The organism is Kitasatospora sp. NPDC023118, assembly GCF_055560875.1.
The window spans coordinates 23,351-37,117 of the sequence record NZ_JBVHHW010000004.1 but is presented as its reverse complement, the minus strand read 5'-3'; the positions used below and the strand labels follow the sequence as shown (position 1 = coordinate 37,117).

Annotated in this window: 16 protein-coding genes; all 16 read left to right on the top strand. The window is 72.1% G+C overall.

Features of this window, described 5'->3' with window-relative positions; genetic code table 11:
• Positions 1–91 precede the first annotated feature (91 nt).
• The 16 genes from rpsP to ACZ3UD_RS06420 all read left to right on the top strand — a co-directional run bounded on the left by rpsP (position 92) and on the right by ACZ3UD_RS06420 (position 13,748).
• Complete coding sequence (rpsP, locus tag ACZ3UD_RS06495; RefSeq protein ID WP_196946892.1) at positions 92–520, top strand: 30S ribosomal protein S16; 429 nt, start codon at positions 92–94, stop codon at positions 518–520.
• Between the two features lie 2 nt (positions 521–522).
• On the top strand, positions 523–762 hold the full coding sequence (locus ACZ3UD_RS06490) for an RNA-binding protein (RefSeq protein ID WP_030056773.1): 240 nt from the start codon (positions 523–525) through the stop codon (positions 760–762).
• Between the two features lie 169 nt (positions 763–931).
• Positions 932–1,546 (top strand): ribosome maturation factor RimM, encoded by a 615-nt coding sequence (rimM, locus tag ACZ3UD_RS06485; RefSeq protein ID WP_465582934.1) that lies wholly within the window; start codon positions 932–934, stop codon positions 1,544–1,546.
• 107 nt (positions 1,547–1,653) lie between these two features.
• Complete coding sequence (trmD, locus tag ACZ3UD_RS06480) at positions 1,654–2,472, top strand: tRNA (guanosine(37)-N1)-methyltransferase TrmD (RefSeq protein ID WP_465583630.1); 819 nt, start codon at positions 1,654–1,656, stop codon at positions 2,470–2,472.
• 154 nt (positions 2,473–2,626) lie between these two features.
• Complete coding sequence (gene rplS / locus ACZ3UD_RS06475; protein WP_063347674.1) at positions 2,627–2,977, top strand: 50S ribosomal protein L19; 351 nt, start codon at positions 2,627–2,629, stop codon at positions 2,975–2,977.
• Positions 2,978–3,054: 77 nt separating this feature from the next.
• Positions 3,055–3,996, top strand: a complete 942-nt coding sequence (gene lepB, locus ACZ3UD_RS06470) for a signal peptidase I (protein WP_465582931.1) — start codon at positions 3,055–3,057, stop codon at positions 3,994–3,996.
• Entirely contained in the window at positions 3,980–4,969 is a 990-nt protein-coding gene (gene lepB, locus ACZ3UD_RS06465; protein WP_465582929.1) for a signal peptidase I, read from the top strand. Before lepB (ACZ3UD_RS06470) ends, lepB (ACZ3UD_RS06465) begins: the two co-directional genes overlap by 17 nt.
• 221 nt (positions 4,970–5,190) lie before the next feature.
• Entirely contained in the window at positions 5,191–6,198 is a 1,008-nt protein-coding gene (gene lepB, locus ACZ3UD_RS06460) for a signal peptidase I (RefSeq protein ID WP_465582927.1), read from the top strand.
• Between the two features lie 145 nt (positions 6,199–6,343).
• Positions 6,344–7,099, top strand: coding sequence for a signal peptidase I (lepB, locus tag ACZ3UD_RS06455; RefSeq protein WP_465582924.1), 756 nt, complete (start codon positions 6,344–6,346; stop codon positions 7,097–7,099).
• Between the two features lie 112 nt (positions 7,100–7,211).
• On the top strand, positions 7,212–7,685 hold the full coding sequence (locus tag ACZ3UD_RS06450) for an NUDIX hydrolase (protein WP_465582922.1): 474 nt from the start codon (positions 7,212–7,214) through the stop codon (positions 7,683–7,685).
• 55 nt (positions 7,686–7,740) lie between these two features.
• The gene (locus tag ACZ3UD_RS06445; protein ID WP_030306725.1) at positions 7,741–8,067 is read left to right on the top strand and encodes a DUF2469 domain-containing protein; all 327 of its coding nucleotides are present in this window, start codon (positions 7,741–7,743) and stop codon (positions 8,065–8,067) included.
• A gap of 168 nt (positions 8,068–8,235) precedes the next feature.
• On the top strand, positions 8,236–8,739 hold the full coding sequence (locus ACZ3UD_RS06440) for a YraN family protein (RefSeq protein ID WP_402951483.1): 504 nt from the start codon (positions 8,236–8,238) through the stop codon (positions 8,737–8,739).
• Between the two features lies 1 nt (position 8,740).
• Positions 8,741–10,450 carry a YifB family Mg chelatase-like AAA ATPase gene (locus ACZ3UD_RS06435; protein ID WP_465582918.1) on the top strand — a complete coding sequence of 570 codons (1,710 nt, stop codon included), beginning with the start codon at positions 8,741–8,743 and terminating at the stop codon, positions 10,448–10,450.
• Entirely contained in the window at positions 10,447–11,724 is a 1,278-nt protein-coding gene (dprA, locus tag ACZ3UD_RS06430; protein ID WP_465582916.1) for a DNA-processing protein DprA, read from the top strand. The genes ACZ3UD_RS06435 and dprA overlap by 4 nt, the downstream gene beginning before the upstream one ends.
• Before the next feature lie 336 nt (positions 11,725–12,060).
• Entirely contained in the window at positions 12,061–13,050 is a 990-nt protein-coding gene (gene whiG, locus ACZ3UD_RS06425) for an RNA polymerase sigma factor WhiG (protein WP_465582913.1), read from the top strand.
• A gap of 113 nt (positions 13,051–13,163) precedes the next feature.
• Positions 13,164–13,748, top strand: a complete 585-nt coding sequence (locus ACZ3UD_RS06420; RefSeq protein ID WP_465583628.1) for a TetR/AcrR family transcriptional regulator — start codon at positions 13,164–13,166, stop codon at positions 13,746–13,748.
• The last annotated feature ends 19 nt before the right edge of the window (positions 13,749–13,767 follow it).

Here is a 13,767-nt window from a genome sequence, read left to right as displayed (position 1 = left end):
CGGCTGGCGTGTCCCTTGAACGCCCCGCCCCGCAACCCCACGCGGATGGCGAGGACGCTCACCCACGTCAACACCAGGAGAATCCACTCCCGTGGCAGTCAAGATCAAGCTGAAGCGTCTCGGCAAGATTCGCTCCCCGCACTACCGCATCGTCGTCGCCGACGCCCGCACCAAGCGTGACGGTCGCGCGATCGAGGAGATCGGCATCTACCAGCCGACCTACAACCCCTCGAAGATCGAGGTCGACAGCGACCGCGCCCAGTACTGGCTGTCCGTCGGCGCCCAGCCGACCGAGCCGGTGCTCGCCATCCTGAAGCTGACCGGCGACTGGCAGAAGTTCAAGGGCCTGCCGGCTCCGGAGCCGCTGAAGGTCGCCGAGCCGAAGGTCGAGGACTTCTCGCACCTGTTCGCCAAGGCCGTCGCCGGCTTCGAGGACGCCACCACCGGTGTCGCCATCACCCCGAAGGCCAAGAAGTCGGACAAGGCCGAGGCTGAGGCCGACGCCGCCGCCGAGGCCTGATCGTGATCGAGGACGCCCTCGACCACTTGGTGAAGGGCATCGTCGAGCACCCCGACGAGGTGCAGGTGCGCTCGCGCAACCTGCGTCGGGGCAACACCATCGAGGTGCGAGTGCACCCCGATGACCTCGGCAAGGTGATCGGCCGGGGCGGCCGCACGGCGCGCGCTCTGCGCACCGTGGTCGGCGCCCTCGGCGGTCGCAACGTCCGGGTCGACCTGGTCGACGTGGACAACATTCGCTGACGCAGCTGCTCGTTCAGCCGTCGGGCTTGAGGCCGACCGGGACGCATGTCGTCCCGGTCGGCCTTTTTTGCTGGCTCCCGCGGCGCGTGTGCCACGCGCCGCCACGTGCCGGCTGCTCTGCTTACCTGTCTCTGCCCTCTCGCTCAGCAACTCCAGGAGAACGATCACCGTGCAGCTCGTCGTCGGCAGGATCGGCCGCGCCCACGGCATCAGGGGGGACGTCAGTGTCGAGGTCCGCACCGACGAGCCGGAACTCCGGCTCGGCCCCGGTGCCGTCCTGCTCACCGACCCGGCCTCGGCCGGACCGCTGACCATCGAGTCCGGCCGGGTACACAGCGGCCGACTGCTGCTGCGCTTCGCCGGCGTCAAGGACCGCAACGCGGCCGAGGCGCTGCGGGGCACCCTGCTCATCTCCGAGGTCGACCCGGAGGAGCGGCCCGAGGACCCGGAGGAGTACTACGACCACCAGCTGATCGGCCTCGACGTGGTGCTGCTCGACGGCACCCCGGTCGGCGAGCTGACCGAGGTGGTCCACCTCCCGTACCAGGACCTGCTCACGGTGAAGAAGGCCGACGGGACGGAGGTGCTGGTGCCCTTCGTCAGCCAGATCGTGCCGACCATCGACCTGGAGAACCAGCGGGCCGTGATCACCCCGCCGGCCGGGCTGATCGACCCCGAGCAGGCCGAGGTCGCCGGTGCGGCGGCTGAGGCGTCGGCTGAGCCCGGCGAGGCGGGCGGGTCCGGCGAGTCCGGTGATTCGGCGAAGCCGGGGGAGTCGGAGTGACCGGCGAGCAGACCCCTCAGGTCGACGGGCCGGGTGTCGTTCCCGATGCCGGTCCGGGAGCCGGTCCGGGCTCCGGCCGGGATGCCGCTGCGGGCGTCCAGTCCGGGATGCGGATCGACGTCGTCACGATCTTCCCCGAGTACCTGGAGCCGCTGAACATCTCGCTGGTCGGCAAGGCCCGCGCCCGAGGCCAGCTGGACGTGCACGTCCACGACCTGCGCGAGTGGACCCACGACGTGCACCGCACGGTGGACGACAGCCCGTACGGCGGCGGCCCCGGCATGGTGATGAAGCCCGAGCCGTGGGGCGAGGCGCTGGACGCGGTCGTCGCCGGCGGACCCGAGGGCGAGCTGCCCACGCTGGTCGTGCCCACCCCGAGCGGGCGCCCGTTCACCCAGGAGCTCGCCCAGGAGCTGGCCGGCCGCCCCTGGCTGGCGTTCACCCCCGCGCGGTACGAGGGCATCGACCGCCGGGTGATCGAGGAGGCGGCCACCCGGATGCCAGTGGTCGAGGCCTCGATCGGCGACTACGTGCTGGCCGGCGGCGAGGTCGCGGTGCTGGTGATGGTCGAGGCGATCGCCCGGCTGCTGCCCGGCGTGCTCGGCAACGCCGAGTCCCACCGGGACGACTCCTTCGCCCCCGGCGCGATGGCCGACCTGCTGGAGGGCCCGGTCTTCACCAAGCCCGCCGAGTGGCGCGGCCGGACCGTGCCGGACGTGCTGCTCAGCGGCAACCACGGCAAGATCGCCCGTTGGCGCCGGGAGCAGGCCTTCGCCCGCACCCTGGCCAACCGGCCCGACCTGGTCGAGCGCTGGCAGTACGGCGCCTTCGACAAGAAGGACCGCCAGGCGCTCAGCGCCCTGGGCCTGGCCTGGGACGAGGAGCTCGGCCGATTTCGGTCCGTGGCCGGTGGTGTGGAAGAATAGGCGGCTGCTGTCTGTCGCTGGTCCCCTCCCGTAGGGGGCACGTGGACCGGCGCCCCCGCCACGGGGGGATCGCCGTCAGCCGACGCGGCCCGCAGCAGACCCCATTGTGACGAACTTCCGTGGGCGGCCCGTGGCGCCTGCGATGGAGAGCAACATGAGCAACAAGCTCGCTGCTGTCGACGCGGCCTCGCTGCGTAGCGACATCCCGGCCTTCCGCGCCGGTGACACCCTGAAGGTCCACGTCCGGGTCATCGAGGGCAACCGCTCCCGTGTCCAGGTCTTCCAGGGCGTCGTCATCCGTCGCCACGGCGCCGGTGTCGGTGAGACCTTCACCGTCCGCAAGGTCAGCTTCAACGTCGGCGTGGAGCGCACCTTCCCGGTGCACACCCCGGTCGTCGAGAAGATCGAGGTCGTGACCCGCGGTGCGGTTCGCCGCGCCAAGCTGTACTACCTGCGTGACCTCCGCGGCAAGGCCGCGAAGATCAAGGAGAAGCGCGACCGCTGATCCACCGGCCCCCGGCCACGCCGGGGGATCGGAGCGCTCTGAAGGGCCGGGCGGCCGCAAGGTAAGCTCAGCCCCCGATGAGCACGCACGAACCACCCGCGGACCGCGACGGCATTCCCGCACCCACCGGTGCGGACTCGCTGTCGCGGTCCGCGGTCGTTTCCGGGGGTGTTTCGGGGGAGGCTTCCGCGGCGGTTTCTGCTGCGGGTGCGGGTGTCAGCGTCGGTACCGGTGTCCTCGCCGAGGAGCCGCGTGAGGCCGAGGACTCGTGTGAGGGCGAGCAGCGGCACGAGGGTGCGGAGCCGGGCGAAGGCGAGGGCGAGGAGCCGGACGAGGAGTCCGGGCACCCGCGGTCGCGGGACCTGTTGTTGTTGGTCGGTATCTGCTTGGCGGCCGTGCTCCTGGTGAACGCCTTCGTCGCCCGTCCGTTCACGGTGCCCTCCGGCTCGATGGAGGACACCCTGCGGCCCGGTGACCGGCTGATCGCCAACCAGCTCGCCTACGCCTTCGGTGGCCACCCCCAGCGGGGCGATGTCGTGGTCTTCGACGGGACGGGCTCCTTCCTCCCCGAGTCGGCCGTGCAGCCGGGCTTCTGGGACAACCTTCGTTCGCTCGGCCGGGACCTCGGGCTCGCCCCGGCCGGGGACACGCTCTACGTCAAGCGCGTGATCGGCGTCGGCGGAGACCGGGTGACCAGCACCGGCCCGGGCAAGCCGATCACCGTCAACGGCGTGCCGGTCGACGAGACCTCCTACCTGGACCCGGGCGACCAGCCGTCCGACGTGGCCTTCGACATCGTGGTGCCGGCCGGCAAGCTGTTCGTGCTGGGCGACCACCGGAGCGCCTCCCGGGACTCCCGCGACCACCTCGGCGAGCCCGGCGGAGGCTTCGTGCCCGAGGACAAGGTGATCGGCCGGGCGGACTGGCTGGTCTACCCGTTCTCGCGCTGGACCGGCCTGGACCGGCCTGCGGCCTTCGCTGCGATTGCGGGGACGGGTGGTCATGGGGACCAGAGGTAGGGGGCGGGTCGCCGACCATCCGGCCCCGGAGCAAGGTGACACCGGACCGGGCGGTGCCGGGCCCGACCCTGCCCCGCCGGTCCGCCGCCGTGCCGAGCGCCGCCGTGCCGAGCGCCGCCGCGCCGAGCGCCGCCGCAGCGCCCGACGCGCGGCCCGTCGGCGCAAGCGCTCGCTGCTGCGCGAGTTCCCGCTGATCATCCTGGTGGCGCTGCTGGTGGCGCTGGTGATCAAGACCTTCCTGATCCAGGTCTTCGTGATCCCCTCGGGCTCGATGGAGCAGACCATCCAGGTCGGGGACCGGGTGCTGGTGGACAAGTTGACCCCCTGGTTCGGCAGTGAGCCGCAGCGCGGCGATGTGGTGGTGTTCAAGGACCCGGGCGGCTGGCTGGAGAACGATCACAAGCCGTCCGACGACGGTCCGGTGCTGGGCGCGGCCAAACACGTACTGACCTTCGTCGGGCTGTTGCCGTCCGACAACGAGCAGGACCTGATCAAGCGCGTCATCGGTGTCGGCGGGGATACCGTCGAGTGCTGCGACCCGCAGGGCCGGCTCAGCGTCGACGGCCGCGCGGTGGCGGAGCCGTACCTCGCGTCGGGCAACCCGCCGTCCCGGCAGCCCTTCAAGGTGACGGTGCCGAAGGGGCGCCTGTGGGTCATGGGTGACCACCGCGACGTCTCCGCCGACTCCCGCTTCCACATGGGCAATCCGGGGCAGGGGACCATCCCGCTGAGCGGTGTGGTCGGTCGCGCGTTCGTGATCGCCTGGCCGCTGGACCGCTTCCATCAACTCGATGAGCCGAGTTCACTCTCCTCTCTTGCCGGGGCTTCGCCGCCCGGCGGAACTGCGCCGAAATCGATGGGCGTTGGGCCGGTTCCAATGCAACCTCCGCTCGTTATGGGTTTGTTGGGCATCCTGCCGCTCGTCATTCGCCGACCGGGGACGGCCTCCCGAGTGAGCCGCTCCGGCCGTTGAACGGCCGGGCCGCGCGTGTGGAACCGCGAGCCGGATGCCTTGGAGTGATAGAGAAGTGCAGGTGCGGCCGGGATCCCGGCTGTGCGCCGAGGCCGCGTTGGTGTCAGGGGAGCCCCTTGTGGGCAGCCCTGATGCGTTCATGGTCGTGGCGAGCGTGGTGCCCGCTGTGCGGCACTCTGAGCGCGGGCGCGCGGGCGTCCGCACAGCAGGGAGGAGACGTTGTGGGGGATTTGGTGATCGGTGCCCGTTCGGGCGCCGGGGAACCCGAGCGCCCGGGCGGTGGCCGGGTGACCCGGTCCGCTGATTCCTCGGCGCCCTCGGCCGCGGTCGATGACACGACCGCTCAGACCGCCGACGAGCATGGCACCGGACCGGAGGACTCCTCGGAGCCCCTGCGGCGGGGGACCGAGCCGGCGGAGGAGTCGGAGTCGGAGGCTCCGGCCGAGCCGCACAAGCAGCGGTCCTTCCTGAAGGAGCTGCCGATCCTGATCGGCATCGCGCTGATCCTCGCGCTGGTGATCAAGACCTTCTTCGTCCAGGCGTTCTCCATTCCGTCGGAGTCGATGCAGAACACGCTGCAGGTCGGCGACCGCGTCCTGGTGGACAAGCTGACCCCCTGGTTCGGGGCCGAGCCCGAGCGCGGTGAGGTCGTGGTGTTCCACGACCCGGGCGGCTGGCTGAACGACGAGCCGTCCCAGCGGAGCAACAACTCCTTCGTCCGGGGTTTCCAGGACGTGCTCAGCTTCATCGGCCTGATGCCCTCCACCAATGAGAAGGACCTGATCAAGCGCGTCATCGCGGTCGGCGGGGACACCGTCGAGTGCAAGGGCGACGGGCCGGTCATGGTGAACGGCGTCGCGCTCGACGAGCCGTACATCTACCAGGGCAACACCCCCTGCGGGACTCAGCCCTTCGGCCCGGTGAGGGTGCCGAACGGCCGGATCTGGGTGATGGGAGACCACCGCGCGGACTCGCTGGACTCCCGTTTCCACATGGACCAGCCGGGTGGCGGGGCCGTGCCGGTGGATAACGTGATCGGGCGTGCCTTTGTGGTGGCCTGGCCGATCGGCCACTGGTCCACGCTGCCGGTGCCGGACACCTTCGACCAGAAAGACTTGGCGGAGACCTTGCCGATGGTGCCTCCCGCGGCCGGTGCGGTGGGTGCCGTCGTCCTGCTTCCGCTGGTGCGTCGGGTCGGGACCCGGGCGGACCGCCGGAAGGAGTCCTGAGCTCCACCGGGTCGTCTCCAGCTCTTGCGCGGGCCGTGGTACCGACGAGTAATCTGCTCGGACGTGCCACGGCCCGTCGGCGTTCGCGCCCGAGCCACCGGCGTGCCAGTGGTGTTCTCCGGTCGGCCTGAGGTGGACGGTGTCGATGAGCAGTGTCGTGGAACAGTCGGCCGACCGTCCGACCACTCCCGCCCCTCCCCGCCGCGGGCCCGCCGCGGTGCTGCAGGGCATCGCGCTCGCACTCGGGCTGGTGCTGATGATCGGCGGCTTCGCCCTCATCGCGGTCGACTACCGGCCGTACAAGGTCCCCACCGCCTCGATGTCCCCGGCCCTCCAGGCCGGGGACACCGTGCTCGCCCGGAAGGTGGACGGCGGTGCTATCGGCCGGGGCGATGTGGTGGTCTTCCGCGACCAGGCCTGGGGCGGGGAACTCATGGTCAAGCGGGTGGTCGCGGTCGGTGGGGACACCGTCGCCACCACCGACAGTGACCACCGGCTGACGGTCAACGGCCAGCCGGTGGAGGAGCCCTACCTCGCGACCCAGGGCCGCCAGGGCGAGTCGTTCAGCGCGACGGTGCCGCAGGGACGGCTGTTCCTGCTCGGCGACAACCGGGTCGGCTCGCTCGACTCCCGCACCCACCTGGAGGTCGAGGGCGGGAGCATCCCGACCACCGAGGTCGAGGCCAGGGTCGAGGCCACCCTGCAGCCCTTCGGCCGGATGGGCCTGCTCGACCGCACCACGGCCTTCGACTCCTTCGCGGGCCCCAAGGCCAGCGAGCCCGGGCCGCTGGAGCCGGCCGCCTACGCCAGCGTTGCGGGCGCGGCGCTGATCGTCGTGACCTCGGCGGTGGGCGGGGTGGCCGGCCTGGCCCGCAGGCTTCGCCGGGGGCGCAGCTCCTGAGCGCGGCCGTCGACGGCCGGGCCGCTCTGCCGAACATCGCCCCGGACGGACGCGTCGGGTGGCAGGATCGATAGCGCCACCGATGCGTACGGAAGGAGCGTGGAGCGCTGCCGTGACAACACAGCGCCGCCGGGCGGCGCGGATCCTGCTGCTGGACGGGCTGGACCGCATCCTCCTCTTCCTGGGCGCCGATCCGGCCGTGCCCGGGGAGACGTGGTGGTTCACGCCCGGGGGCGGCTTGGAGCCGGGGGAGGACGTGCGCGAGGCCGCCGAACGGGAGCTCGCGGAGGAGACCGGCTTGCGAGGTGTGGACCTGGGGCCCTTGGTGGCGTACGGCACGGTGTCGTTCTCCTTTCAGGGACAGCGCTACGAGCAGGAGCAGTGGTTCCACCTGGCCCGGACCACGGAGACGGGTCTGGACCACTCGGGTATGGGCGAGGACGAACACGCCCAGCTGCTCGCGGCGCGCTGGTGGACGGTCGAGGAACTGCGGGGGACTGCCGAGACGGTCCATCCGGCCGGACTGGTGGACTTCCTCGGGCGGCTGCTGGCAGAGGGCCCGCCGGTCGATCCGGTACGGCTCTGAGCGTGGGTGCGGTGGTCCACAATGGGTGGACGTGACAAGTTGAGGGGACGCCTGGATGAGTGCCGAAGATCTCGAGAAGTACGAGACCGAGATGGAGCTCAAGCTCTACCGGGAGTACCGGGACGTCGTCGGCCTGTTCAAGTACGTGATCGAGACCGAGCGACGGTTCTACCTCACCAATGACTACGAGCTGCAGGTGCACTCGGTCCAGGGCGAGGTGTTCTTCGAGGTGTCGATGGCGGATGCGTGGGTCTGGGACATGTACCGGCCGGCCCGGTTCGTCCGCAAGGTCCGGGTGCTGACCTTCAAGGACGTGAACATCGAGGAACTCGCGAAGAGCGATCTGGAGCTGCCCTCGGACGAGCCCGGCTTCGGGAACTGACGTTGGACGACTCCGTCCCGCGTTGTCCAGCCGAATTTCGCGCGACGGGGGCTTCTCACTCCTGCGGGTGACAAAAGTTATCCACAGGGCCGAGTTATCCACAGGGCCAGGGAATTCCCCGGCTTCGTCGCGCACGGTGGTGCAGCCTCCTCGGCGGAGGTGGTCACCGTGCAGAACACCGTCGTGCAGGACCAGGCCGTACCGAACGCGGCCGCAGCCGGGGCGGGCACCGGGAAGAGCCCGGACCGCAACACCAAGAACGGGCTCGGCCGCTACGGGGAGCGGGTCGCCGCCCGCCGCCTCGCGGAGGCCGGGCTCCGCATCCTGGACCGCAACTGGCGCTGTGTCGAGGGCGAGCTGGACATCGTCGCCCTCGACGGCGACACCGTCGCGGTCTGCGAGGTGAAGACCCGCTCCGAGCGGGGCTTCCAACAACCCAGCGAGGCCATCGGCCGGGCCAAGGCCGCCCGGCTGCAACGCCTGGCCGAGCGCTGGATGGCCGAACGCTGGCCAGGCCATTTCGCCCGGCTCGCCGGGCCCGGGTACGACCCCGGTCCGGCCGATCCGCAATGGCCGCCCGCTCCACCGGGCGGGGTGCGGATCGACCTGGTGGCCGTGGTCAACCGGGCGCGGGGTGCGGCTCTGGTCGACCACCTGCGGGGGGTGGTCTGAGATGGCCTTCGCCCGAACCTGTTCCGTCGCGCTGGTCGGGGTCGACGGAGTGATCGTCGAGGTCCAGGCCGATCTGGAGCCCGGGGTGGCCGCGTTCACCCTGGTCGGCCTGCCCGACAAGGCACTCACCGAGGCCCGCGACAGAGTCCGCGCCGCGGTCTGCAACAGCGGGGAGGCCTGGCCGCAGCGCAAGCTGACCGTCGGCCTCAGCCCCGCCTCGGTGCCCAAGAGCGGCAGCGGTTTCGACCTCGCGGTGGCCTGCGCCGTGCTGGCCGCCGCCGAGCGGCTCGACCCGTCCTCCATCGCCGACCTGCTGCTCATCGGCGAGCTGGGACTGGACGGCCGGGTGCGACCGGTCCGCGGGGTGCTGCCGTCGGTGCTGGCCGCCGCCGACGCCGGGTACGAGCGGGTGGTGGTCGCCGAGCAGACCGCGCCCGAGGCCTCGCTCGTCCCCGGGGTGACGGTGATCGGTGTCCGCAGTCTGCGCCAGCTGGTCGCCGTCCTGACCGGGGCGACGGCGCCGGAGGAGCCGCCCGACCCGATCGGTGGCCGACCGGATCCGCTGATGGCCGGCCTGATGCTGCCCAGCGCCTGCGTGCGGGGCTTGCCCGACGACCGGGCGTTCCGCCTCGACATGGCCGACGTGGCCGGCCAGTACGAGGCCCGGCGGGCGCTGGAGATCGCCGCCGCCGGGGGACACCACCTCTACTTGAAGGGGCCGCCGGGTGCGGGCAAGACGATGCTGGCGGAGCGGCTGCCCTCGCTGCTCCCGCCGCTGACCCAGAAGGAGGCGTTGGAGGTCACCGCCGTCCACTCGGTGGCGGGCCTGCTCCCGGCCGGGCGCCCACTGATCGACACCGCGCCCTACTGCGCCCCGCACCACTCCACCACGATGCCCGCGATCGTCGGCGGCGGCAGCGGCCTGCCGAGACCGGGGGCGGTCTCGCTGGCGCATCGGGGCGTGCTCTTCCTGGACGAGGCACCGGAGTTCCCGGTGCGGGTGCTCGACGCGCTGCGCCAGCCGCTGGAGTCGGGCGAGGTGGTGATCGCCCGCTCGGCCGGATCGCTCCGGCTCCCGGCCCGGTTCCTCCTCTGCCTGGCCGCCAACCCCTGCCCGTGCGGCCGGTATTCACGGCGGGGCGAGGGCTGCGAGTGCACGCCCGCGATGGTCAGCCGGTACCAAGGGCGGATCTCCGGCCCGATGTTGGACCGGGTCGACCTCCAGGTCCAGGTCGCCCCGGTGACCAGGGTCGAGCTGATGGAGCGGGACGTCACGGCGGAGAGCACCGAGACCGTCGCGGCCCGGGTGCTGGCCGCGCGGGAGCGGGCGGCGGCCCGGCTGGAGCACACCCCGTGGCGGACTAACGCGGAGGTGCCGGGCCACGAACTGCGCACCCGCTGGCAGCTGGCGCCCGGCGCACTCAATGACGCCGCGCGCCAGCTGGAGCGCGGCCTGCTGACCGCCCGAGGCCTGGACCGGGTGCTCCGGGTCGCCTGGACGGTCGCCGATCTGGCCGGCCGCGACCGGCCGGACCAGCGGGACGTGCGCACCGCCCTGGTCATGCGCACCGGGGTCGAGCAGGGCCTGCCGCTGACCGAACGCCCCTTCGGCCGGCTCCGGGGCATCCCGGCCCAGCGCCGGAGCGGCCCGGACGACGACTGGCCGCAGGAGCGGGAGCAACCCCCGGCGAAGGAGGAGGACGCGGCATGAACCGGCTGTTGAGGAACCCTCAAGCACCCCGGACGGCGGGGGTCGGCAACGGAGCCGTGCCGGAGACCGTGGCAGGTCCGGAGGCCGGAGCCGCGCTGGACATCGCAGCCGCGGCCGGCATCGCGGCGGAGCCCGACACCACTGCCGTCCCCGATCCGGAGCGTCTCGCCCGCGTCCTGCTCAACCGGCTGAGCGAACCGGGGGACGCGGTGGTCGGCCGCTGGCTTGGCCAGCTCTCCGCCGTGGAGGTGGTCCGGGCGATTCGGGCGGGTACCGTCCCCGACCACCCCGGGCTGGATGCGGCCCGGCTGGCCGCCTACCAGGCTCGGCTGCCCGGCCTCGACCCAGCGGACGACCTGAAACGGGTACGAGCCGTCGGCGGACGCTTCATCATTCCGGGGGACACGGAATGGCCCAGCCAACTGGACGACCTGGGCGACGGACGCCCGATCGGGCTGTGGACCAGCGGCACCGGATCACTGCGGCTGCTCGCCCTGCGCTCGGTGGCGGTGGTGGGCTCCCGGGCCTGCACGGCCTACGGCGCCCACGTCGCGGGGGAGCTGTCGGCCCAGCTGGCGGAGCGCGGGTGGGTGGTGGTCTCCGGAGCCGCCTACGGGATCGACGCGGCCGCCCACCGAGGGGCGCTCGCCGTCGGTGGGATGACGATCGCCGTGCTCGCCTGCGGGGTCGACGTGGCCTACCCGAAGGGGAACGCCGAACTGATCCGGCGGATCGGCGTCCAGGGCCTGCTGGTCAGCGAACTCCCGCCGGGGGAGCACCCGAACCGGTTCCGCTTCGTGCTCCGCAACCGGGTCATCGCGGCGCTCACCCGGGGCACCGTGGTGGTCGAGGCGGCCGTGCGCAGCGGAGCCCTCAGTACGGCCAGACGGGCGCGGGACCTCAACCGCCACACCATGGGCGTGGCCGGCCCGGTCACCTCGGAGCTCTCCGCCGGGGTGCACGCCCTGATTCGCAGCGGCAGCGCCACCCTGGTCACCGACGCGGCCGAGATCACCGAGCTGATCGGGGCGATCGGGGAGGACCTGGCGCCACAGCGCAGCGGTCCGGTGCTGCCACGGGACCTGCTGGAGCCCGCAGTGGCCAGGGTGCTGGAGGCCGTCCCGGCCACGGCGGAGGGCGCCCCGGTCGAGCGGCTGGCCCGTCAGTCCGGACTCTCGCCGGACGAAGCCCTGCAGCGGCTCTACGAGTTGACGTCGCTCGGTTTCGTGGAGCGGCAAGGTGCGCACTGGCGCGTGGTGCGGAGAAGGGGGTGACCGTCGGGAAGGAGAACGCACGTGCGCCTGGGGAGGGCGCGCCGGGACGGCCCGGCTGACCTGCTGATCCGGTTCTTCCGCTCGCGTGGCCGGATCCGGTGGGCGAACGCCACCGGATCGGGGGACCACCGAGTGGCGGTAGCGCTTTGCAGTGAGTCGGTCACGCTACGCTCCACCTGCCTTCCCTATCAGCACATGACTCGGCAGAACGGCGCAGACCAACGTATGCCCACACACATTCCCGGACACAGAGTGACCGGTGGCGCTCGGTCCTCGGGAGGGCCGCGGACCGAGCGGCGACCGGCGACCGAGTTCCCGTCCAAGTCGGCGGGGACGATGGGAGGTCTGTCGCGCCAGGGCGGCCGGCCGACGGTGGTACCGGGCCAGCCCGCGGACGCGGCCCGCGACACCGAACCGGCCCACGCCAACAGGGCGGCCGGTGAGGCGGGCGCGGCAGGCGGCGCGACCGCCGACCGCGCGCCCGGCAGCGCCCCCACCCCGGGCGTCACCTCCCCGCCGGGCGTCACCTCCCCACCGGACGCCACCTCCCCGCCCGGCACCCCGGGGCGCAGCGCGCTCGAAGAGCTCTGGCGCTCCTACAAGGAGACCGGCGATCAGCGGCTGCGCGAGCAGCTGATCCTGCACTACTCACCGCTCGTCAAGTACGTCGCGGGCCGGGTCGGTGTCGGTCTGCCCTCCAATGTCGAGCAGGCCGACTTCGTCTCCTCCGGGGTCTTCGGGCTGATCGACGCGATCGAGAAGTTCGACATCGACCGCGCCATCAAGTTCGAGACCTACGCGATCAGCCGCATCCGCGGCGCGATCATCGACGAACTGCGCGCCCTCGACTGGATCCCCCGCTCCGTGCGGCAGAAGGCGAAGGCCGTCGAACGGACGTACGCGACGCTGGAGGCCCGGCTGCGCCGGACGCCGTACGATCCCGAGGTCGCGGCCGAGATGGGCATCGCGATCGAGGACCTGCACGCGATCTTCAGCCAGCTGTCGCTCGCCAACGTGGTGGCCCTGGACGAGCTGCTGCACCCGGTCGGCGAGGGTGGTGACCGACTGAGCCTGATGGACACCCTTGAGGACCACGGCGCGGACGACCCGGTCGAGGTGGCCGAGGACCGCGAGCTGCGCAGGCTGCTGGCCCAGGCGGTCAACACCCTCCCCGAGCGGGAGAAGACCGTGGTGACCCTTTACTACTACGAGGGACTCACCCTCGCCGAGATCGGACAGGTGCTGGGGGTGACGGAGAGCCGGGTGAGCCAGATCCACACCAAGTCCGTCCTCCAGCTGCGTGCCAAGCTCTCGGACGTCCGGTAGCGCACGCCGGATCCACCCGGCGGGCCGGTACCTCGTCCGAACGCGCGGCACCGTATCGGCCGCAGGTATGGGCTCCGTACAGTGGGGGCGTGCCCAAGATCCGAGCGGCCACGGTGGCCGAGCATCGCCAGCTGCAGCGGGCAGCCCTCCTCGACGCTGCCCGCACCCTGCTCACCGAGGGCGGCATGGAGGCCCTGACCTTCCCCGCGCTCGCGGCGCACACCGGGCTGGCGCGCTCCTCGGTCTATGAGTACTTCCGCTCCCGGGCCTCCGTGGTCGAGGCGCTCTGCGAGGTGGACTTCCCGCTCTGGGCGGCCGAGATCGAGGCCGGGATGGACAGCTGCGACACCGCGGCCGAGCGGATCGAGGCATATGTCCGGGGCCAGCTGGCGCTGGCCGCCGACCCGAGGCACCGCGCGGTCGTGGCGATCTCGGCGCTGGAGCTTGACGAGGCCGCGCGCGAGCGCATCCGGGCGGCGCACGGCCGACTGATCGGCCCAGTCGTCCAGGCGCTGGAGGACCTCGGCCACGAACAGCCCCGGCTTGCCGGGGCTCTGCTGCAGGGGGTCGTGGAGGCGGCCGTCCGCAGGGCCGAGCAGCTGGCAGCCGGGGACCGCGCGGGCTGCCAGGCCGAGACCCCCGAGGCGATCGCCGACGCCGCCGTCGCCCTGGCGCTGCACGGCCTCGCCCGCGCCTGAGCCACCGCCCACGCCTGAA